The sequence below is a fragment of the Stutzerimonas kunmingensis genome, assembly GCF_900114065.1.
Lineage (GTDB): Bacteria > Pseudomonadota > Gammaproteobacteria > Pseudomonadales > Pseudomonadaceae > Stutzerimonas > Stutzerimonas kunmingensis.
On record NZ_FORS01000003.1, the window covers coordinates 432,682 to 454,826 of the forward strand.

Annotated in this window: 19 protein-coding genes; 13 read left to right on the forward strand and 6 right to left on the reverse strand. The window is 64.8% G+C overall.

All coding sequences use genetic code 11. From position 1 onward, the window contains the following. Positions 1-7 precede the first annotated feature (7 nt). From garD to BM275_RS10090, 7 genes are all read left to right on the forward strand, one after another. The gene (garD, locus tag BM275_RS10060) at positions 8-1,561 is read left to right on the forward strand and encodes a galactarate dehydratase (RefSeq protein WP_090521186.1); all 1,554 of its coding nucleotides are present in this window, start codon (positions 8-10) and stop codon (positions 1,559-1,561) included. Positions 1,562-1,699: 138 nt separating this feature from the next. Continuing rightward, complete coding sequence (locus tag BM275_RS10065; protein ID WP_090520922.1) at positions 1,700-3,823, forward strand: TonB-dependent siderophore receptor; 2,124 nt, start codon at positions 1,700-1,702, stop codon at positions 3,821-3,823. 49 nt (positions 3,824-3,872) lie between these two features. Continuing rightward, complete coding sequence (locus BM275_RS10070) at positions 3,873-4,169, forward strand: DUF3649 domain-containing protein (RefSeq protein WP_014818833.1); 297 nt, start codon at positions 3,873-3,875, stop codon at positions 4,167-4,169. Then, entirely contained in the window at positions 4,166-5,692 is a 1,527-nt protein-coding gene (locus tag BM275_RS10075) for a PepSY-associated TM helix domain-containing protein (protein ID WP_090520923.1), read from the forward strand. The genes BM275_RS10070 and BM275_RS10075 overlap by 4 nt, the downstream gene beginning before the upstream one ends. A 2-nt stretch (positions 5,693-5,694) precedes the next feature. Next, positions 5,695-6,018 (forward strand): DUF3325 family protein, encoded by a 324-nt coding sequence (locus tag BM275_RS10080; RefSeq protein WP_014818835.1) that lies wholly within the window; start codon positions 5,695-5,697, stop codon positions 6,016-6,018. 41 nt (positions 6,019-6,059) lie between these two features. Next, positions 6,060-6,986, forward strand: coding sequence for a 2-hydroxyacid dehydrogenase (locus BM275_RS10085; protein ID WP_090520925.1), 927 nt, complete (start codon positions 6,060-6,062; stop codon positions 6,984-6,986). A gap of 108 nt (positions 6,987-7,094) precedes the next feature. Then, positions 7,095-7,985, forward strand: a complete 891-nt coding sequence (locus BM275_RS10090; RefSeq protein ID WP_090520926.1) for an aldose 1-epimerase — start codon at positions 7,095-7,097, stop codon at positions 7,983-7,985. Positions 7,986-8,069: 84 nt separating this feature from the next. On the opposite strand, the gene BM275_RS10095 is transcribed toward BM275_RS10090, so the two are convergent. From BM275_RS10095 to BM275_RS10110, 4 genes are all read right to left on the reverse strand, one after another. Next, entirely contained in the window at positions 8,070-9,332 is a 1,263-nt protein-coding gene (locus BM275_RS10095; RefSeq protein ID WP_090520928.1) for an OprD family porin, read from the reverse strand. A 292-nt stretch (positions 9,333-9,624) separates the two neighbouring features. Then, positions 9,625-10,128 carry an LEA/WHy family protein gene (locus BM275_RS10100; protein WP_014818839.1) on the reverse strand — a complete coding sequence of 168 codons (504 nt, stop codon included), beginning with the start codon at positions 10,126-10,128 and terminating at the stop codon, positions 9,625-9,627. Then, positions 10,129-10,887 (reverse strand): slipin family protein, encoded by a 759-nt coding sequence (locus BM275_RS10105; protein WP_041015830.1) that lies wholly within the window; start codon positions 10,885-10,887, stop codon positions 10,129-10,131. Beyond that, positions 10,877-12,256, reverse strand: coding sequence for an NfeD family protein (locus tag BM275_RS10110; protein ID WP_090520932.1), 1,380 nt, complete (start codon positions 12,254-12,256; stop codon positions 10,877-10,879). Before BM275_RS10110 ends, BM275_RS10105 begins: the two co-directional genes overlap by 11 nt. Positions 12,257-12,506: 250 nt before the next feature. Between BM275_RS10110 and BM275_RS10115 the strand changes: the two genes are divergently transcribed. Further along, positions 12,507-12,704 carry a hypothetical protein gene (locus BM275_RS10115; RefSeq protein WP_090520935.1) on the forward strand — a complete coding sequence of 66 codons (198 nt, stop codon included), beginning with the start codon at positions 12,507-12,509 and terminating at the stop codon, positions 12,702-12,704. On the opposite strand, the gene BM275_RS10120 is transcribed toward BM275_RS10115, so the two are convergent. Further along, positions 12,701-13,693, reverse strand: coding sequence for an SDR family oxidoreductase (locus BM275_RS10120; protein ID WP_090520937.1), 993 nt, complete (start codon positions 13,691-13,693; stop codon positions 12,701-12,703). The two genes, BM275_RS10115 and BM275_RS10120, sit on opposite strands and share 4 nt — an antisense overlap. Before the next feature lie 427 nt (positions 13,694-14,120). Between BM275_RS10120 and BM275_RS10125 the strand changes: the two genes are divergently transcribed. The 5 genes from BM275_RS10125 to BM275_RS10145 all read left to right on the forward strand — a co-directional run bounded on the left by BM275_RS10125 (position 14,121) and on the right by BM275_RS10145 (position 20,600). Next, the gene (locus tag BM275_RS10125; RefSeq protein ID WP_003282625.1) at positions 14,121-14,279 is read left to right on the forward strand and encodes a YqaE/Pmp3 family membrane protein; all 159 of its coding nucleotides are present in this window, start codon (positions 14,121-14,123) and stop codon (positions 14,277-14,279) included. Between the two features lie 187 nt (positions 14,280-14,466). Continuing rightward, positions 14,467-17,988: a response regulator gene (locus BM275_RS10130; RefSeq protein ID WP_090520939.1), complete on the forward strand. Its 3,522-nt coding sequence runs from the start codon at positions 14,467-14,469 to the stop codon at positions 17,986-17,988. Position 17,989: 1 nt separating this feature from the next. Next, complete coding sequence (locus BM275_RS10135) at positions 17,990-18,808, forward strand: CheR family methyltransferase (RefSeq protein ID WP_046617589.1); 819 nt, start codon at positions 17,990-17,992, stop codon at positions 18,806-18,808. After that, on the forward strand, positions 18,805-19,407 hold the full coding sequence (locus BM275_RS10140) for a chemotaxis protein CheB (RefSeq protein ID WP_090520942.1): 603 nt from the start codon (positions 18,805-18,807) through the stop codon (positions 19,405-19,407). Before BM275_RS10135 ends, BM275_RS10140 begins: the two co-directional genes overlap by 4 nt. Before the next feature lie 2 nt (positions 19,408-19,409). Beyond that, the gene (locus tag BM275_RS10145) at positions 19,410-20,600 is read left to right on the forward strand and encodes a hybrid sensor histidine kinase/response regulator (protein WP_090520943.1); all 1,191 of its coding nucleotides are present in this window, start codon (positions 19,410-19,412) and stop codon (positions 20,598-20,600) included. 37 nt (positions 20,601-20,637) lie between these two features. Here BM275_RS10145 and selO read toward each other — a convergent pair whose 3' ends face one another. Then, positions 20,638-22,098, reverse strand: a complete 1,461-nt coding sequence (gene selO, locus BM275_RS10150) for a protein adenylyltransferase SelO (protein ID WP_090520945.1) — start codon at positions 22,096-22,098, stop codon at positions 20,638-20,640. Positions 22,099-22,145: the final 47 nt, after the last annotated feature.

Here is a 22,145-nt window from a genome sequence, read left to right on the forward strand (position 1 = left end):
CGAAACCGTGCAACTGATTCCCCACCAGGATTCCCCGCGCTGCATCCGCCTGCACGAGGCGGACAACGTCGCCGTGGTGGTCAATGACGGCGGCGTGCCGGTCGGGGCGCAGTTCGAGGGCGGGCTGGTCACGGTCGAGGCCGTGCCGCAGAGCCACAAGGTCGCGCTCGTCGATATCGGCGAAGGCGAGCCGGTGCGCCGTTACGGGCAGATCATCGGTTACGCACTCGAGCCCATCCAGCGTGGCAGCTGGGTCAAGGAAACCCAGTTGCGGATGCCCAGCGCACCGCCGCTGGACAGCCTGCCGCGTGCCACCGCCGTGCCGACCGGGCTCGACCCGCTCGAGGGCTACATCTTCGAGGGTTACCGCAACGCCGACGGCACCGTCGGCACGCGCAACATCCTCGGCATCAGCACCACGGTGCAGTGTGTTACCGGCGTGCTGGAACACGCGGTCAAGCGCATCCGTGACGAGCTGCTGCCGAAATACCCGAACGTCGACGACGTGGTCGCGCTGACCCACAGCTACGGCTGCGGCGTGGCGATCAATGCCCGCGACGCCTATATACCGATCCGCACCGTGCGCAACCTGGCGCGCAACCCCAACCTGGGCGGCGAAGCGCTGGTCATCAGCCTCGGCTGCGAAAAGCTGCAGGCCGAGCAGGTGATGCACGAGGGCGATCCCTCGGTGGATCTGCGCGATCCCTGGCTGTACCGCCTGCAGGAGTCCAACAGCGGTTTCGGCGAGATGATCGAGCAGATCATGGCGCTGGCCGAAACGCGGCTGAAAAAGCTAAATCAGCGCCGACGCGAAACGGTGCCGGCCAGCGAGCTGATCCTCGGCATGCAGTGCGGCGGCAGCGACGCCTTCTCCGGCATCACCGCCAACCCGGCGCTGGGCTATGCGGCGGACCTGCTGGTGCGCGCCGGTGCCACGGTTATGTTCAGCGAGAACACCGAGGTGCGCGATGCGGTGTACATGCTCACCGCCCGCGCCGAAACGCCAGAAGTCGCCGATGCGCTGATCGCCGAGATGGACTGGTATGACCGCTACCTGGAGCGCGGCGCCGCCGACCGCAGCGCCAACACCACGCCGGGCAACAAGAAGGGCGGGCTGTCGAACATCGTCGAGAAATCCCTCGGCTCCATCGTCAAATCCGGCAGCGGCGCCATCAACGGCGTGGTCGGGCCGGGTGAGCGGGTCGCGCGAAAGGGCCTGATCTTCTGCGCCACCCCCGCATCCGATTTCGTCTGCGGCACGTTGCAGCTGGCTGCCGGAATGAACCTGCACGTGTTCACCACCGGTCGCGGCACGCCCTACGGCCTGGCGATAGCGCCGGTGGTCAAAGTGGCGACGCGTACTGAGCTGGCCGAGCGCTGGCCGGACCTGATCGATATCGACGCCGGGCGCATCGCCAGTGGTCGCGCGAGCATCGAGGAACTCGGCTGGGAGCTGTTCCACTATTACCTGGACGTCGCCAGCGGCCGCAAGCAGACCTGGGCCGAGCGCTATCGCTTGCACAATGACATCGTGCTGTTCAACCCGGCGCCCATCACCTGAGCCGGAGCGTTCCCGCTGCGTCGATCTCGTAGCGAGTGCTATTGCCCTGCAATCGCAGGAGATTGGCAACTGCTATCTTCTAAATGGGAACATTTATCAATATCATGCGCGTTCTCATCAAATAACAAGGTAGCACTCATGAGTCGCGTTGTCGCTTCGCCCCCGTTTTCGTTGCGCCCGCTGGTGTTGGGCCTGCCGGTGCTGGTCGCCTGCTTTGCTGTCGACGCTGAGGAAGCGGTCGAGCTGGAGGCACAACAGATCACCGCGCCACGTGCAGTCGAGCAGGGCAATGGCCCGGTCGAAGGGTACGTCGCCAAGCGCAGCGTCGGCGCCACCAAGACCGACACACCGATCATCGAAACGCCGCAGTCGATCAGCGTGATCACCGCCGACCGCATCCGCGACCAGGGCTCGCTGACCATCCAGGACTCACTGCGCTATGTCGCCGGTATGCGTGGCGAGGCTTATGGTTTGGACAGTCGCGGCGACTTCGCGCTGATCCGCGGTGTTGCCCCGACCATCTTCCTCGATGGCCTGCAGCAGAGCGTTGGCTACTACAACAACACGCGCACCGACCCCTTCACCCTGGAGCGCGTCGAAGTGATCAAGGGGCCATCGTCCATGCTCTATGGGCAGAGTTCGGTTGGCGGCTTGCTCAACTTCGTCAGCAAGCGTCCGCAGGCGGAACAGAAGAGCGAGCTGCAGCTGCAGTACGGCAGCTTCGACCGCAAGCAGATCGCCTTCGACAGCACCGGTCCGCTGGATGAAGACGGCACGTTGCTCTATCGCGTGGTGGCGATCCAGCGTGACAGCCAGACCCAGGTTGATCACACCAAGGACAACCGTCTGGTGTTCATGCCGTCATTGACCTGGCGCCCGAACGAGCAGTTCGAATGGACGCTGATGGCCAACGTGCAGAAAGACGATAGCGGCACAACCAGCTCCTTCCTGCCGCACCGCGGCACGGTACTCAGCGCACCCTACGGCGAGATTGGCAGCGAGCGCTTCGTCAGCGAACCCGGCTTCGACGAATATGACACCGAGCAGAAAGCACTGACCTCGCAGATGGCCTGGCGTGTCGATGACACCTGGACGCTGCGGCAGAACCTGCGCTGGCAGAAGAGCAAGGTCAGCTACCAGACCATGTATGGCTGGCCGCCGGTGCTCGGTGCCGACGACCGCACGGTCAATCGTGTCTGGTCCATTTCCAAGCCGGAGGTGACCATCTGGAGCGCCGACCATCAGGCCGAATCGCGCTTCGATACCGGCCCGCTGCAGCACACCGCGCTGGTCGGTATCGACTACCGGCACGCCGTCACCGATAGCAAGACCGCCCGCGGAACCGCCACCCCGCTGGATCTCTACGATCCGGTGTACGGCACCTTCGACCCATCCGGCATTACGCTTTCCGATGTTCCGCAGCAGCGCGTTGCCCAGCAAGGCCTCTACGTTCAGGACCAGATCCGTCTCGACAAGTGGCTGGCAACCCTGGGGCTACGCAAGGACTGGGCTGACACCCGCGTCGAGCAGGGCACCCGGCAGAAGGACGATGCTGTGACCGGCCGGGTGGGCCTGACCTATCTGTTCGACAATGGCGTTGCGCCTTACATCAGTTACAGCGAGTCCTTTACGCCGATTATCGGGCTGGACAACTTCACTCAGCAGTCCTACAAGCCGCTCGAGGGCGAGCAGTGGGAGCTCGGTGTGAAGTACCAGCCGGCAGGCAGCAACACGCTGCTCACGGCCGCGGTGTTCGATCTGCGCGAGAAGAATCGCCAGATGCCGAACCCGGCGAACCCGCTCAGCACCATTCAGGCAGGCGAAGCGCGGGTCAAGGGACTGGAGCTTGAAGGGCTGGTGGAGATGAACTCCAACTGGGATCTGATCAGCACCTACACCTACCTCGACAGCGAAGTGGTCAAGGGCCCATCTGCCCAGCAGGGCAAGCGCATCGCCAGCGTGCCCGAGCACATGGCCTCGCTGTGGTCGCAGCACCGCTTCAGCATCGCCGGCATTTCCGGCTTCAGCGCCGGTGCCGGTGTGCGCTACGTCGGCGCCAGCTGGGATGGCACCGACAGCCTGAAGACGCCGTCGACGACGCTGTTCGACGCCATGCTCGGCTACGCCTACCAGGACTGGGCGTTCACCCTCAACGCCACCAACCTGGAAGACGAGACCTACTACACCACCTGCCTGTCGCGTGGCGACTGCTTCACCGGCAACCGCCGCACCGTGGTGGCAACCGCGAGCTACAGCTTTTGAACGTCGCTGAGCCACGCGCCGCTTGCCGGCCTGCAAGGGAGGATTCGAGGTGAGTCGCAACGCATCCATCAATCGCTGGAACATCGCGTCGCGTGTGCTTGCGGCGCTGGTCGGCGGCTATGCGGTCGCCTACGCGGTGACCGCCTTTCTGGCGGTCTACCTGCCGCTGGCGCGGCCTGATCGTGTGGTGTTTTCCAGCCTGGCGAGCTTCGCCGTGTGGACCGCCGTGGTGATCTACGTGTTCGCCGCCCGCAGTGCCACGCGGGTATGGCTGTTGATCATCGGTGTGACCGCGGTGCTGTGTCTGGCCGCGTTCTTTTCCGGCGACTGGAGGGTTCGTCCATGAAACTGCGCCAAAGCATGGCCGGTTTGCACACCTGGGGCGGCCTGCTGCCGAGCTGGCTGCTGTTCGTGATCATCTTTGCCGGCACTGTCGCCTGCTTCGACAAGGAACTCACCCGCTGGATGCGTCCGGCGCTGCATGACGGCGTGGTATCCAGCCTCGGTGCGGACGATGTGCGTGGCTGGTTGCAGCAGAACGTCAGCGACGAGTTGCATGCCTTCTGGATGCACGGCCCGACCGAGCGCGAGCCTTACTGGCGACTCGGTTGGGAAGTAGACGCCACCAAGACGATCCACAACATCGCCTTCGACCCGCGTAGCGCGCAGGCCGAGCCAATGCCGGAAACGCTGGGTGGCGAGTTCTTCTTCAAGTTGCACTACAACCTGCACGCGGGTGACATCGGCATGTACATCGTCGGCCTGGCCGGCATGTTCATGCTCGTCGCGCTGGTGTCGGGGGTGATCATCCACCGGCGCATCTTCAAGGATTTCTTCACCCTGCGGCCCAAGGCCAACGGCCAGCGTGCCTGGCTCGATGCGCACAACCTGTTCGGCGTGGTCGGTTTTCCGTTCCATCTGGTGCTGGCCTACACCGGCGTGGCGATCTTCGTCGCGTCCTACATGCCGGCCGCCGCGCAGGTGAGCTATTCCGGCAACGTCATGCAGTACTTCGGCGAGGTGATGGGCAGCTTCGAGCGCGAAGAGGTGGGCCAGCCGCCGCCGGCTCCGGTGTCCCTCGATGCGCTGATCGCCGAATCGCGCCAGCAGTGGGGCGGTGGCGAGGCGGGCTGGGTCAGCGTGCATCATCCCGATGATGCCTCGGCGGTGGTCGACGTCCGTCGTCGGGACCGTTCGCGGATCGGCTCGCCGCAGGACACCCTCAGCTATGACGCCGGCACCGGCGAGCTGCTCAATCGCCAGGACGCATCCACCGGCTACCGCGCCTACCTCTGGCTGGCGGGGCTGCACATGGCGCAGTTCGGCGGCACGCTGGTGCGCCTGCTCTATTTGCTGATGGGCCTTGCCGGTTGCGCCATGATGGTCGGCGGGCTGCAGGTCTGGCTGGCCAAGCGCGAACAGCGCGGCGGCCGCAGCGTGATCTGGGTGCGCGCGCTGAACGCCTCGGTGTTCGCCGGCCTGCCGCTGGCCAGCCTGGCGCTGCTGTGGGGCAATCGTCTGATTCCGGCAACATTCGCCGAACGCGCCGTGGCCGAAGGCTGGGTGTTCGTCGGTGTCTGGTTGCTAGCTGTGCTCTGGGCCTTCCTGCGCCGCCATCAGAGCCGCCGCCTGCTGCGCGAGCAGCTGCTGCTCGGTGCCGTGCTTGCGCTCGGCTTGCCGATCATCAACGCGCTGACCACCGATGGCCACCTGATCGCCAGCCTCGGACGTGGCGACTGGGCCCTGGCATCGGTCGATCTGTTCATGATCGTCGCGGGGCTGGTCTGTGCGGCCTGCGCCTGGCGCCTGAACGCAACGCCGGCTGCCGCTGCGGTGCGCGGTCGCTCAACCCGTGTGCAGGAGGCCTGATCATGCTGCTATTGGCATTCGCACTGGCCTACCTGGGCATGACGCTGCTCTGCCTGACCATGAACCGCCACCGTGGTGCGCTGCTGCGCGCCGATACGCGCCTGCCGGGCCCGGCCATCATCCGTTCGCTGGCCGTTGGCTGCTTTGGCTTCGCGCTGTGGCTCGGCGTCAACAGCCAGGGCGGCGAGATTGGCACGGTCATCTGGCTGTGCCTGGTCATGCTCTCCGGCTTGCTGCTGGTGCTGCTGCTGGCCTGGCGTTCGCGCTGGGTACTGCCAGCGGTACCGCTGCTGGCGGCATGCGGGGTGGTGCAGACCGTGCTGTAAACAACCCATGGGCCGCGGCCCGCCAACGCAGAGGAAAATCGATGAGCTGCATTCTCCAGATGGGCCCCTTGTCCGAGCGAGTCCAGCAACGCCTGAGCGGGCATCAGGTGCTGGCCTATTGGCAGGGCGACGCCGAAGCGCTGCTCGCCGAGCATGCCGGGCGCATCGAGATCATGCTTACCTCTGCGCGCTTCGGCTGCCCGGCCGCGTTGATCGAACGGCTGCCCCGGTTGAAGGCGATCTGCAGTTTTGGCGTCGGCCATGACGCCATCGCCGTAGAAACCGCCAGGGCGCGGGGCATTCCGGTGAGCAATACGCCGGATGTGCTCAACGAATGCGTGGCCGATCTGGCCTTCGGCCTGATCATCGACAGCGCGCGACAGCTCGCCCTGGGCGACCGCTTCGTCCGCGAGGGGCGCTGGGCCGAGGCTAACCTCCCGCTCGGCCGTCGGGTCAGCGGCAAGCGCCTGGGCATCGTCGGGCTGGGCCGCATCGGCGAGGCGGTGGCCAAGCGCTCGACGGGCTTCGACATGGCGGTGCGTTATCACAATCGTCGGCCGGTGGCCGGCAGCCCGTACGAGTACGAAGCAAACCTGCTGGAACTCGCGCGCTGGGCGGACTTTCTCGTGCTCAGCTGTCCCGGCGGGCCGCAGACGCAGAACCTCATCGACCGGGCCGTGCTCGACGCGCTGGGTGGCAAAGGCATCCTGATCAACGTCGCGCGCGGTTCGGTGGTGGACGAGCCGGCGCTGGTCGCGGCATTGCAGGAGGGCCGGCTCGGCGGTGCCGGACTGGACGTCTTCGCCGACGAACCGAGGGTCCCGGCGGCTCTCTGCGAGCTGCCCAATGTCGTGCTGCTGCCGCACATAGGCAGCGCCACCCATGAAACCCGCGGCGCCATGGAGGATCTGCTGCTGGACAACCTCGACAGCTTTCTACGCGAGGGACGGCTGCTGACGCCGGTCTGACCGCGGCACTGCGCCGCTGGGTGGCGGCAGTTGGTCTACGCGAGAGATCGCAGCCTCATTCGCAAGCAACGTCGCTCCATCGCTGAGCGGCCACCATCAGGAGCGCGCATGGCTTCCCTCGATGAAGTGCACCTCGCACACGCCGGTTTCCGGCTCTCGGTCTGCCCGGCGCTGGGCGGCGCAATTACCCGTTTCGCCCTGGATAATTTCGACCTGCTACGCCCCTGGGATGGCAGCGAGCAGGTGCGTCGTACCAGTTGTTTCGTGCTGGCGCCGTACTCCAACCGGGTTGGTGGCGGCATGTTCCAGACGGACGGCGAGTCCCACCGCTTGCGGCTGAATTCCGCGGAGCATGCCTTGCCGATTCACGGCGTGGGCTGGAAGCGGTCGTGGACACTGGCTGCGCAGGAGGTCGACCGACTGCTGCTGACACTGCTGCATCGGGCCGAAGGCGATGCCCGGCAGGACTGGCCGTTCTCCTTCGAGCTGGAGCATGAGCTCGGGCTCGACGAGCAGGGCGCCTGGCTGTGGCTGGCGCTGATTAACCGCAGCGAGCGGGTGATACCGGCCGGGCTCGGCTGGCACCCGTACTTCCCGCGCCATGCAGGCGTGACGCTGCGTTTCGCTGCCGAGCAGGTCTGGCTGAGTGACGATCAGCAGTTGCCGAGCGAGGCGGTGGATGTACCGTCACGCTGGGACTTCCGTCAGACGCGGGAGCTGGGCGAGCCCGAGCTGGATCACTGCTTCGCCGGTTGGGATGCCACGGCAACCTTGCAGTGGCCGACGGCAGGCGTCCGGCTTGAGCTTGAGGCGGACCCGTCGATGACGCATCTGGTGGTCTATACGCCGCCGGCCGCGCAGGGCTTCTTCGCCGTGGAGCCGGTGTCCCATCGCAACAACGCGTTGAATGCGCCGGACCCGGCCAGGCATGGCGTTTTGTATCTGCAGCCGGGCGAGCGGCTGGAGCGCCGCTGCCGCCTGCGCGTCACGCGTTGCTGAAGGCGGACGAAAAAAGGCCCGTCATTCGACGGGCCAAAGATTTATCGCAACCGGAGCGAGGAGGGTTGCGTACTGCGCTACCGCTTACAGCAGAGACAACGGGTAGTTGAAGATCAGGCGGTTCTCGTCGAACTCGGTCGCGCTGTAGTCGCGACGGATGCTGGAGTTGCGCCACTTGATGTTGAGGCTCTTGAACAGCCCGCTCTGCACCGTGTAGGCCAGCTCGGACTCGCGACCCCATTCCTTGCCATCGTCCACGCCACCGGCTTCGATCTGATCGCCGCTGATGTAGCGGTTCATGATGGTCAGCCCCGGAACGCCCATGCCGGCGAAGTTGTAGTCGTGGCGCAGCTGCCAGGAACGCTCGTTGGCGTTGTCGTACGCGGAGTTGAACGAGTCGTTGGCGAGGGTGCCACCGCTGGTGCCGTTGACGCGCATCCAGCCGTTGTCGCCGCTGACCTTCTGCAGACCGACGTAGAAGGTGTTGCCACCGACCTGCAGGCCGAACAGGCCGGAGTAGGTCTTGTTGTCCAGATCGCCGGCCAGCGCGCTGCCTTCTTCCTTGCCGGTGAAGTAGCCAAGGTTGGCGGTCAGCGCCACGCCTTCGCCGAGCGGCTGGGTGTGCAGCAGCTGGAAGTAGTTCTGCTGGTAGATATCTTCCAGACGCGCATGCCAGGCGCCGACCTTGGTCTTCGCGCCCAACTCGTATTCGCCACCGACGAAGTTGAAGCGGTCGGAACTCGCGCCGCCGTAGAACATGTCGTCCATGCTGCCGTCGTCGCGCGGGCTGTTCTGCCGCATCTGCCCGCCGTAGAGCGACAGACCCTTGATTTCCTTGGAGGTGATCATGCCGCCCTGGAAGGTCTGCGGCAGCGAGCGACCGTCGTCCGAACGCAGGATCGGCAGTACCACCATCCATTCACCGACGCGCACCTCGGTTTCGGAGAACTTGGCCTTCGCCGCGACTGCCAGGCGCGCGAAGTCATCCGGCGGATGCCGGTCGCCGGGTGCGCCATGCACCGGCAGCAGGCCAGTGCCATAGGTACCGCCACCGCCATCCAGCTTGACCGCCAGCAGGCCCAGCGCGTCGACGCCGAAGCCCACCGGGCCGGGCGTGTAGCCGGATTGGAAATTGAGGATGAAGCTCTGCGTCCACTCTTCGCCCTTGCTCTGTGGGTAGTCGGAGTCGACGAAATTGCGGTTGATGTAGAAGTTGCGCAGGTTCAGCGAAAAGTTCGCATCTTCGACAAAGCCTTCGGCTTGGGCGCCGGCAGTGAAGCCGAGCGATGCGAGGGTCATGCAGCCGCCCGCGAACAGTGCGACGGACGAGGGTGTGCGTGGGGTCATTATTGTTGTGCTCCCTTGCTTGATGGGCCGCCCCGGTGTGGCCACCGTGGGGGCGGTGGTCTATGCCTGATCGGCAAGTCTAATGACATCAGTTGTCATATGACTGCAGGGATTATGACCATGAGCACGTCGTTGTCAATGTCGCTGAAAGTCGAAGGTGTCCCGCATGCACACACCGCTATTTCAGGCTATAAGCCGAATTCGAGGCGATAGGAGGAGATTTTTAGCGCGTCGAGGAAGCACAGGCGCCGCTCGCACAGCGCCTAGGGAATCCTCATGGTGATCGTATGACTCAGGGGCGCTGGTAGGGAGAGCCTGTTACCGGCGACAAGTCGAATGTGCCCTTCTCGACGAAGCGCTGGGTGCCGAACAGGCCACCGGCGAGCTTGCCACGCAACACGTAGGGCACTTCATCGAGACCGATGTGCTCCGCCAGCCCCAGCGCCTGGCGCGCGGCCGAGAAGGCGGAAATGGTTACCGGCACGCTGAGTACGCTCTCGCCAAAACGCGGCACCGTGCCGCGCTGGTCGCTGACGCCGCTGGCCAGCCGGCGACCATTGACCTCAAGGTCCAGCGCGACGCCGTTGTAGTCGATGGCGCCATCGTTGGGGTTCTGCAGGCGCAGCTTGACCAGGAAGCGCACCTCCAGCCCTTCGCCTTGCAGCGGCTGGATGCCGGCGACCTGAACATTGAGCGGGTCGCGCGGTGAAAATGCCGCGCAGGCGCCCAGCGCCGAGGCAAGCAAGGTGATCAGCAGCAGGCGCAGCGGTCGATGAAACGTGGGGAAGATGTGCACTCAGGGTTTCCTGTCGAGGTTCTTGATGCCCTGCAGCAGCTCGATGGGCAGCGGAAAGACGATGGTAGAGCTCTTGTCACCGGCGATGTTGCTCAGTGTCTGCATGTAGCGCAGCTGCATGGCGCCCGATTGCCGGCCGAGCATCTCGGCGGCCTGCATCAGTTTCTCCGACGCCTGCAGTTCGCCCTCTGCATGAATGACCTTGGCCCGCCGCTCGCGTTCCGCCTCGGCCTGCCGGGCGATGGCGCGGATCATCGATTCATCGAGGTCGACGTGCTTGATCTCGACGTTGGCCACTTTGATCCCCCAGGCGTCGGTCTGCGCATCCAGTACCTGCTGGATATCGCTGTTGAGCCGCTCGCGCTCGGCCAGCATGTCGTCCAGTTCGTGCTTGCCGAGCACCGCACGCAGGGTGGTTTGCGCCAGCTGGCTGGTGGCCGAGTGGTAGTCCTCGACCTCGATGATCGCCTTTTGCGCATCCAGCACGCGGTAATACACCACCGCGTTGACCTTCACCGAGACGTTGTCGCGGGAGATCACGTCCTGGGTCGGCACGTCGAGTACCAGTGTGCGCAGATCGACCCGTACCATCTGCTGGATGCCAGGAATCACCAGGATCAACCCTGGTCCCTTGACCTTCCAGAAGCGGCCGAGCATGAACACCACGCCGCGTTCGTATTCGCGCAGGATGCGAAAGGTCGAAGCCAGCAGGCCGAACAGCAGCACCAGCAACACCAGAAAACTCATTTCATAGCCCATGGTTCAGCTCCTCTCGATGGGTGGATGGCTGTGCGGTAACCTCCAGTTGCAGCCCGTGCCGGGCGATCACCCGTACCTGCTGGCCGACCTGCAGCGGTGAGGTGCTGTGCACCTGCCAGTTCTCGCCCTGCAGGTGCAGCCAGCCGCTGTGGGAGTCCTGCGCCGAGACCGAGGTGACCGGCGCCAGGCTGCCGATCAGCTCGTTGTCGCCACCGATCAGTCGCTGCCGTCGCGCCTTCAGCGCCATGGCGACGATGCCGAATACCAGCAGCGCGCTGACCAGGCCCAGCGGCACGATCAGGGTCAGCGGAATGCCGAAACCCGGCACCTCGGTATCGATGAGGATCACTGCGCCGGCGACGAACGCGGCGACCCCGCCGATACCGAGCACGCCGAAGCTCGGCAAAAAGGCTTCGGCGACCATGAACGCGATGCCGAGCAGGATCAGCGCCACGCCGGCGTAGTTCACCGGCAGCAGCTGCAGCGAATACAACGCGAGGATCAGGCAGATGCCGCCGAGCACGCCGCCGGCGCCGATGCCGGGGTTGGAGAATTCGAGGATCAGTCCGTAGATGCCGATCATCATCAGGATCAGCGCCACGCTGGGGTTGGTGATCACCGCCAGCAGGCGCACCCGCCAGTCCGGCGCGTGTTCGATGATTGCGGCGTTGGCGGTGCTCAGCGTGACATCACCCTCCGCCGTTGCGAGGGTCTTGCCGTCGAGCTGGCGCAGCAGATTGGCGACATCGCGCGCCAGGTAGTCGATCACCTTCTGCTCCAGCGCTTCGCTTGCCGACAGGCTGACCGCCTCGCGCACCGCCTGCTCGGCCCACTCGGCATTGCGCTCGCGCAACTGGGCGAGGCCGCGGATATAGGCGGCGGCGTCGTTGACCTGCTTGCGGCTCATGGCATCGCCGGGTGCCTTGGTTCGCTCGTCCCGCTCGCCTTGCGGCCGCTCGGGCGGTGCGCCGGGCATGCCGCCGATCTGCACTGGCGTCGCTGCGCCAAGGTTGGTGCCCGGTGTCATCGCCGCGACATGGCTGGCGTAGAGCATGTAGGTGCCGGCACTGGCGGCGCGGGCGCCGCTGGGGGTGACGTAGGTGGCGACCGGAATCGGGCTGGCGAGGATCGCCTTGATGATCGCGCGCATGGACGTGTCCAGCCCGCCGGGGGTGTCCAATTCCAGCATCACCAGCTGCGCGCCCTCGTCGCGCGCATGTTCGAGGCCGCGCAGCAGATAGTCAGCGCTGGCCGGACCGATGACGCCGTCGACCCGCAGCAGCGTGACCGGCGCCGCAGCCAGCACGGGGCCGGCCAGCAACAGCAGCAAGATCAGCGATCGGGGCAGCAGGCGCATGGAGTGGAGCATGGCGCTCTCCTCGGGCAGTGCAGGTATTGCCTGTCATTTTTCAGCGTAGACGACGGCTGACCGCGCGCCGATTGCTGCGCGAGTGTGTCGCGGTGCGGCGCAATCGCTGAACTCTGCTCGGTGTTAACACCTCACAGGTGCAGAGGGATGGTTGTCCGTCGCCTGCAGAACGAGGAGATATGCCGATGATTCCTTGCCCCGACAAGCGCTCCGCGCCCGTATCGAGAAGCCGCAAGGATGGGCTGCGCTGATGCCCGCACCGCGCAATAAGACCGTGGAGAAGATGATGGGCGCGGTGCGATGGGTGGGGTTCGCCGCCTGCTCGCTGGCGGCCATCGGCTATGCGGCCATCGGCAACTACAACATGACCGGCGCGATGCTGGCGCTGGCTGTGCTGTCATGGATCAACATCCGTCGCAAGCGTTCGCCGAGGCCGCCTGAACGCTAGCGCCGGCGTCGGCCCAATGCCCAGCCCGCACCCAGCGCCAGCAGGGCGCCGGCGCCCAGGGCCAGCTTGCCGACATTCGCCGCACTGATGGTCAGCGCGTGTGACTGCGCCTGATCGCCGAAGCGACCGTTGGTCGAATGCAGGCCCTCGACTGGCTCGAACAGGTTGTCCGGGCGATTTTCCGGCACGCGTTCGGGCACCAGCTGTCCGTCCCAGGCTTGCCGCGCGAGCATGCGATCGAGCAGGCCGGGCATGAACAGCGTGCCGATGATCGCCTTCAGGCTTGCGGTGCCGACCCATAGCTCCCGGGGTGCGTCACGCGCTGCACGGAGGATGGCCCGCGCCGCGACTTCCGGTGTGTGGATCGGCGGCACCGGCTGCGCGCGCCAGCCGATCTTGTTGCGTGCCCAATCGAACTGCGGGGTGTTGTGCGCCGGCAGCTGAACCATGCTCAGGCGAATGGCGCTGTTGTCGTGGATCAGCTCGCAACGCAGCGAATCGATAAAGCCGCGAATGGCGAACTTGGCGCCGCAATAAGCCGACTGCAAGGGGATGGCGCGGTAGGCCAGTGCCGAGCCGACCTGGACGATGGTACCGCTGTTGCGTGGGCGCATGTGGCGCAGCGCAGCCAGCGTGCCGTGCACGCTGCCGAGGTAGGTCACCTCGGTGACGCGGCGGATTTCCTCGGCGGTCAGAGACGCGAAGGGGCCGAACACTGTCGCCATCGCCGCGTTCACCCAGACATCGATCGGCCCCAGTTCCGACTCGATGCGGCTGGCCGCGGCATCCAGCGCCTTGGCATCGGCGACATCGGCGGAAATCGCCATCACCGTCGCGCCCAGTGCTTCGAGTTGATCGCGGGTGTCGCGCAGGCCCTGTTCCCCCCGGGCGATCAGCGCCACCCGGTAGCCGGCCGTGGCAAAGGCCTCGGCGGTCGCGCGGCCGACGCCAGCAGTTGCGCCGCAGATCACCGCGATTGGTTCTGGCATGAGAAGTCCTCTGATCGTTGCAGTTGGCGGTCGCGCTCGGCGGCCCGCGGTCTGCTTAGACGACCCGTGCGGGCAGGGGGGAGTTCGGATGAGCCCGAGCGAAATACGCGGCTATCGACCAATGGCCAATGGCGTCTACGCCTTTCGTCTGGGATTGTTAGCAGGCTAAGCGATACGCTCGGCGCCGCCCCTTGGCTCAAAAGGCGAAGCGGCATGACGCAACGATGCCCACGTGAAAGACGGGCTGCGTCTCCCCCCTCCGTGCATCTAACCGATGCCCTCGGCGGCTTATCCGGTCGCCCTCGGACTTCAGCCCGCTGCCCCTCGGCAGCGGCGCTCCGCCAGCAGCGTGGAAGGAACCCCTCTGCGCTGTTCCGGTCGATTCAGGTAAGCCGCATATGGCCACACTTACCTGACGGAGACCATGATGGACCTCATCCGCATCATTATCGCGATACTGCTGCCACCGCTTGGCGTGTTCCTCCAGGTAGGCTTCGCCGGCGCGTTCTGGCTCAACATCCTGCTCACCTTGCTCGGCTATATCCCCGGCATCATCCACGCGGTCTGGATCATCGCTCGCCGTTGATCGTCAGCGGCCCGGCTCGACCGGGCTGCTTTTGAACTCCTTCCCCTGGCCGTGTAGAGTCGCGCTTCCTGCGCTACGGAACCAATCACGCGCGAAACACTCAAGAAAACGCCGCTAACCGAGCGCGATCGCCCGTGGGTGACGCCAGCGCTCAGCCGCCCGCGCCAGGTATACGGAAAGGAAACCAATGAGCGAGTCCTTCATCGATCAGAGCAATTTCAGGCGAATACTCAACCGCAACGTGGCCGTGCCACTGGGGTTCGGCTTTCTCAGCGCCTTCTTCTTCAGCGCCATCGTGTATTACCTGCTGAGCGTGAGCCAATGGGTCGAGCGTTCGGTTCAGGGCGTGGCCTACGCCCACGAGGCACAGAAGATGCTCAACGACATCGAGTCGTCGATGCGCGGCTATCTGATCGCCGGCGAGACGCGCTTTCTCGATCCCTACAAGCGCGAGTTGCCGCTGTTCGAAGAGCAGCTGGAACTGATGCGCGACTACTCTGCCGAGGACGCCGAGCAGCTCGAACGCATCGAGCGTATCGCCATGCTGCACAGCCAATGGCTGGTCTTTGCCGAGGATCTGATCGGCCAGCGCGGCCAGGGGCTGTCGATTATTGAGGAGGTGCAGAGCAAGCGTGGGCTCGAGCTGAAGGAGGATCAGCGCCGCCTGCTCAACGACTTCATTGCCCGCGAGCGTCAGCTGCGCAGCGAGCGCACCGACGTTTCGGAAGTGATCACCACCGCGCTGATCGGCGGCTTCCTGCTGTTCAGCCTGATCTTTAGCGGCATGCTCGTTTATCTCGGTCGTCGTGACCTGACCTCGCTGTCGGAGAGCTACTCGCAGTCGCTGCAGCGCCAGCAGGCGCATGCCGAGGCGCTTGAGCAGCAGGCCTGGTACCGCACCGGGCAGACCCAGCTCAGCGACTCCATCATCGGCGAGCTGGCCCTGCCGGCGCTCGGCCAGGGTGTGCTGAATTTTCTTTCGCGCTACATCGATGCGGCGGTCGGCGCGCTCTACGTGGTGCAGGATGGCAAGCTGCAGCGCGTCGCCGAATATGCCTACGACCCCGATCATCTGCAGAGTGCGCGCACGCTGGACATCGGCAACGGTCTGGTCGGCCAGGCCGCGCTGGAGCGGCGGGTAATGGCGCTCGAAGACCTGCCCGCGGACTACCTCAAGGTGACCTCCGGACTGGGCAACACGGCGCCGCGCTCGGTGCTTATCGTGCCGGTGGAAGACAGCGGCATGCTCAACGGCGTGATCGAGCTGGGCTTCCTGCGGCCGCTGCGCGAGCAGGACAGCGAGCTGCTGCGGCGCATCGTTCCCAGCATCGGTTCGGCCATCGAGGCAGCGCGCTATCGTCAGCGCCTGCAGAAGGTGCTCGCCGAAACCCAGCAGCTCAACGAGGAGCTGCAGGTGCAGCAGGAAGAGCTACGTGCCGCCAACGAGGAACTGGAAGAACAATCCAACGCCCTGCGTGAATCCCAGGCGCACATGGAAGAACAACAGGCCGAACTGGAACAAACCAATGAACAGCTGGCCGAGCAGACCGAAGAGCTGGCCCGCCAGCGCGACCAGATGGACGAGAAGAATCAGCGCCTGAACGAGGTACAGCTGATGCTCGAACAGCGCGCTGACGAGTTGCAGCGCGCCAGTCGCTACAAGTCCGAATTCCTTGCCAACATGTCCCACGAGCTGCGCACGCCACTGAACAGCTCGCTGATCCTGGCCAAGCTGCTGGCCGACAACCCCGAGGGCAACCTCAGCGACGATCAGGTGCAGTTCGCCCGCTCCATCTATTCGGCTGGCAACGATCTGCTCACCCTGATCAACGACATCCTCGACATCTCCAAGGTGGAAGCCGGCAAGCTCGAGGTGCATCCCGAGTTGACCATCCTCACCCGCCTGGTCGACGGCATGAAGAATCTGTTCCTGCCGCTGGCCATGGAGAAATCCCTGCAGTTCAGCGTGGAGCTTGCCGATGACCTGCCGGCCAGCCTGTTCAGCGATCGCCAGCGCCTGGAGCAGATCATCAAGAACCTGCTGGCCAATGCCTTCAAGTTCACCGAGAAAGGCTCGGTGACGCTGCGCGTCGAACCGCGCGACGACGACCTGCTGGCCTTCGCCGTGCGCGACACCGGCATCGGCATCGCCCAGGAGCAGCAGGCGGCGATCTTCGAGGCATTCCGCCAGGCCGACGGCACCACCAACCGCCGTTACGGTGGCACCGGCCTGGGCCTGTCGATCTCCCGCGAGCTGGCCAATCTGCTCGGCGGAGAAATCGAAGTGCAGAGCCAGCCGGGCGCCGGCAGCACCTTTACCCTGGTCGTGCCGCAGAACTACAGCGAAGCGCTCGTCACCGAGCCGGAAGTGGCGCAACCGAGCCGCCAGCCGGAGCCGAGCAGCAAACTCGCGCCAGCACCGAGCACAGCACCGGCGCGTCCCGACGAGCGTGAGCTGCTCAATCGTGCCGCCGCGGTACCGCAGGCGCGCCTGGCCGATGACCGCGACAGATTCCCGTTCAAGGAGCGCTGCGTGCTGGTGATCGAGGACGAGCCGCAGTTCGCGCGCATCCTCCACGATCTCGCGCATGAGCTGCAGTACAGCTGCCTGCTGGCGCAGAACGCCGACGATGGTTTCGATACCGCGCTGCAGTACAAGCCGGACGCGATCCTGCTCGACATGCGCCTGCCGGATCACTCCGGCCTGACGGTGCTCGAACGGCTCAAGGAAAACCCCGCGACCCGGCATATCCCGGTGCATGTGGTATCGGTGGAGGATCGCAAGGAAGCGGCCCTGCAGATGGGCGCGGTGGGCTACGCGATGAAGCCGACCACCCGCGAAGAACTCAAGGACGTCTTCAGCCGGCTGGAGGCCAAGCTGGCGCAGAAGGTCAAACGCATCCTGCTGGTCGAGGACGACGCCCTGCAACGCGAGAGCATGTCGCGGCTGATCGAGGACGTGGACATCGAGATCACCGCCGTTGAGTTCGGTGCTCAGGCCCTGGAGCTGCTGCGCGACACGGTGTTCGACTGCATGATCATCGACCTCAAGCTGCCGGACATGGACGGCAGTGAACTGCTCGAACGCATGGCCAAGGAGGACATCTGCTCCTTCCCGCCGGTGATCGTCTACACCGGGCGCAACCTGACCCGCGACGAGGAGGCGGCGCTGCTCAAGTACTCGCGTTCGATCATCATCAAGGGAGCGCGCTCGCCGGAGCGTCTGCTCGACGAGGTAACGCTGTTCCTGCACAAGGTCGAGTCGGACATGCCGCCGGAGCGGCAGAAGATGCTGAAAAGCGCGCGCAGCCGCGAGAAGGCCTTCGAGGGCCGCAAGATCCTGGTGGTGGACGACGACGTGCGCAACGTCTTCGCCCTGACCAGCGCGCTGGAGCAGAAGGGCGCGCTGGTGGAGATCGCCCGCAACGGCCTGGAGGCCATCGACAAGCTGCAGCACGATGCCGGCATCGACCTGGTGCTGATGGACATCATGATGCCGGAGATGGATGGCTTCACCGCCATGCAGGAAATCCGCAAGGATGCCCGCTTCGCCAAGCTGCCGATCATCGCGGTGACCGCCAAGGCGATGAAGGATGATCAGGACCGCTGCCTGCGTTCGGGCGCCAATGATTACCTGGCCAAACCCATCGACCTCGACCGGCTGTTTTCGCTGATCCGCGTCTGGCTGCCGAAAGTGGAGCTGCTGTGAAATGGGCGACCGTAACGTCGAGATCGAACTCAAGCTGCTGATCGAGGCGATCTACCTCAAGTACAGCTATGACTTCCGTGACTACTCCGGCGCTTCGCTCAAGCGCCGGGTATTGCTGGCGTTGAAGCAGTTGCAGTGCGAGAGCATCTCGGCCTTGCAGCGCAAGATCCTCTATGACCCGCAGGCCTTCATGGACCTGCTGCAGTACCTCACCATCCCGGTCAGCGAGATGTTCCGCGATCCCGGCTATTTCCGCGCGCTGCGGGAACAGGTGGTGCCGGTGCTGCGCACCTATCCGTCGCTGAAGATCTGGATCGCCGGCTGCAGCACCGGCGAAGAGGTCTACTCGATGGCCATCCTGCTCAAGGAAGAGGGGCTGCTCGAGCGCTCGATCATCTACGCCACCGACATCAACCCGCGTTCGCTGGAGCAGGCGCGCCAGGGCATCTTCGCCATCGACCACCTGCGCCAGTACACGGCGAACTACCAGCAGGCCGGCGGCACGCGCAGTTTTTCCGACTATTACACTGCCGCGTACGACTCGGCGATCATGGACAAATCGTTGAAAGAAACGGTTACGTTTGCCGACCATAGCCTGGCAACCGATAGCGTATTTTCCGAAACGCATTTGATCTCCTGCCGCAACGTGCTGATCTATTTCAACAAGCCGCTGCAGGATCGTGCCTTCGGGTTGTTTCATGAATCGCTTTGCCATCGGGGCTTTCTCGGCCTCGGCAGCAAGGAAACCGTCGAGTTTTCCGGCTACGCCAATTACTACGAGCCGTTCGATAAATCGGAAAGGATCTTCCGCAAGCTATGAGCAGCTCCGAGCAGGCGCTTCTTCAGGCGAGACGCCAGCCGCCCATCGAGGCGGTGGTGATCGGTGCGTCCGCCGGTGGGCTGGAGGCCCTCGGCACGGTGCTCGAAGGCCTGCCGAGCGGTTACCGTCCACCGATTCTAGTGGTCCAGCACATACCGGCCAGCGGGCCCACCCATCTGGCCGAGATATTCGGGCGCAGAACCCGGCTGAGGGCCAAGGAAGCGGACGACAAGGACCAGCTGCACTCCGGAATGCTGTACTTTGCCGCACCCGGTTATCACTTGTTGGTCGAGAATGACGGCAGCCTGTCGCTGAGCCAGGACGATGCGGTGCATTTTTCCCGTCCATCGATCGACGTGCTATTCGAGTCGGCAGCCGATACATGGGGCGCGCAGGTCGCTGGTGTTCTGCTGACCGGCGCCAACGAGGATGGCGCCGCCGGCCTTGAGGCGATCCACCGCGGCGGCGGGTTGACCGTGATTCAGGACCCCGTCGAAGCGGCCGTACCAACCATGCCTCGCGCCGCCCTGCGGCGCTTCGCGCCGGATTACATCTTGCCCCTACGCGACATTCACCGATTGTTGCGAGAACTGGAGTGACCATGCCCGACCGTACCGACGAGGTAAATCTACTGATCGTCGATGACCTGCCGGAGAACCTGCTGGCTCTGGACGCGCTGTTGCAGGCGCCCGGTATACGGGTTCATCAGGCCGAATCGGCCGAGCAGGCACTGGAGCTGCTGCTGCGTCACGAGTTCGCACTGGCCATTCTCGATGTGCAGATGCCGGGCATGGACGGCTTCCAGCTGGCCGAGCTGATGCGCGGCACCGAGCGCACCAAGCAGATCCCCATCGTCTTCGTCAGCGCGGCCGGTCGCGAGCTCAACTATGCCTTCAAGGGCTACGAGAGCGGCGCGGTGGATTTCATGCAAAAGCCGCTCGATGCTCATGCGGTGCGCAGCAAGGTCAGCGTATTCGTCGATTTGTACCGAGGTCGCAAGCGCCTGGCGCGACAACTGGAAGCGCTGGAGCGCAGCCGTCGCGAGCAGGAAGTGTTGCTCGATGAGCTGCGCAGCACCCAGGCCGAGCTGGAAGATGCGGTGCGCATGCGTGACGATTTCATGTCGATCGTCTCGCACGAGCTGAAAACACCGTTAAACACCCTGATTCTAGAGGTGCAGCTGCGCAAGCTGCAGCTCAGCCGCAACAACTTCACTGCTTTTAGCGAAGAGCGGCTGCGCAACATGGTCGACAAAGACGAGCGGCAGATCCAGAGCCTGATCCGCCTGATCGACGACATGCTCGACGTTTCGCGCATTCGTACCGGCAAGCTATCGATTCGCCCGAGCCGCACCGACCTCAGCCAGCTGGTCGGCAATGTGGTGGAGAACTTCTCGGCGCAGATGGAAGCCTGCGGTTGCGAGCTGCGGCTGGAGCGCAACGAGCCGATCGCCGGCGTCTGGGATGCCTTCCGCATCGAACAGGTGCTGGCCAACCTGCTGACCAACGCCATGCGCTACGGCGCCGGCAAGCCGGTGCAGGTCAGCGTCACCTCATGCACAGAAGGCGCCTGCATCGAGGTGCGCGACCACGGCATCGGCATCAGCCCAAAGAGCCTGGAGCGGATCTTCTGCCAGTTCGAGCGCGCCGAGGGCAGCGAGGGCAGCGCTGGCCTGGGTCTGGGCCTGTTCATCGCCGACCAGATCGTCCGCGCCCACAACGGCCGCATCCAGGTGCAGAGCGAGGAAGGGCAGGGCTCGCAGTTCCGCGTCCTGCTGCCTCTGGGCGAATAGCCGAAGCTTGTCGGCTGGCCCGGTCAGCGGACCACACTCAGGACGAACAACTAATTTCCAGATGCTTGCCCCATTCCGGTGGGCGCTCGGCGTAACGCTGCATGCCGGGCTGCTCGTCGAACGGTCGACTGAGCACGGCGTGCAGTTCGCGCACCGGCGCGTAATCGCCTTTTTCCGCCGCCTCGATGGCCTGCTGTGCCAGGTAGTTGCGCAGGATGTACTTCGGATTGACCGCCTGCATCCGCGCCTGCCGCGCGGCGGGATCGCCGCCCTCCAGGGCCGTGCGTGCACAGTAATCCGCCGCCCAGGCATCGAAGCCCTGCAGATCGACGAAGTCCTCGCGCAGCCGCTGCACGGCCTGTTCGGCCGGGCGCTCGCCGAGTTCGCGGAAGAAGCGCGTGTAGTCCACCGCGCTGCCCTGCATCAACTGCAGCAGGCGGCGGATCAGCTCGGCGTCGCCATCCTCGGCCTGGCTGAAACCCAGCCGGCGGCGCATCAGATCGAGCCATTCGGCCTCGTACAGCGGCAGGAACAGCTCCATGGTTTCGCGCAGCACCTTGACCTCGACGAAGGGCGTCAGCGCCTGGGCCAGCGCAGCCAGGTTCCAGTGGGCGATGGGCACCTGATTCTCGAAGGAGTAGCGGCCGGTATCGTCGGAGTGGTTGCAGATGAAGCGAGCATCGAAGTCATCGAGGAAGGCGTAGGGGCCGAAGTCGAAGGTGATGCCGAGGATCGACATGTTGTCGGTATTCATCACCCCGTGGCAGAAGCCGTAGGCCTGCCAGCGGGCAATCAGCGCGGCGGTGCGTTCGAGCACCGTGCGGAAGAACATGTGGAACGGTTCGGGATGTTCCAGCAGTTCGGGGAAGTGCGCCTCGACGACATGCTCGAACAGCTGCTTCAGTTCGCTGTGCTGGCGGGTGTAGTAGAAGAACTCGAAGTGGCCGAAACGCACGTGGCTCGGCGCCAGGCGCAGCAGCATGGCGCCACGCTCGGGGCGTTCGCGGTAGACCAGGGTGTCCGAACCGGTGACGCACAGCGCGCGGGAACTGGGGATGCCGAGGGCGTGCAGGTGCTCGCTGGCGAGGAATTCGCGGATCGACGAGCGCAGCACCGCGCGACCATCGCCCATACGCGAATAGGGCGTCTTGCCGGCGCCCTTGAGGTGCAGGTCCCAGTACTCGCCGGCCTCGTTCACCACCTCGCCGAGCAGCAGGCCTCGGCCGTCGCCGAGCTGCGGGTTATAACTGCCGAACTGGTGGCCGGAATAGACCATCGCGCGCGGCTCGGCGGTGGACCAGATCTTGTGCCCGGAGAACAGTTCGGCGAACAGCGGCTGCTCGGCTTCGGTCGGGTCGAGATCCAGCAGGGCCATCGCCGCCTCGCTTGCCACCACCAGGCGCGGCGCTTCCAGCGGCTGCGGCGATACCTGGGTGGAAAAGGTATCGCCGAGACGGGCGAAGCGGTTGTCGAAGGTCAGCTGGGTCAGGCTTTTCAAGATGTCTCCGGCGGCGGCAGGCGGACGAGGAGTGCCCGGCCGCAGCC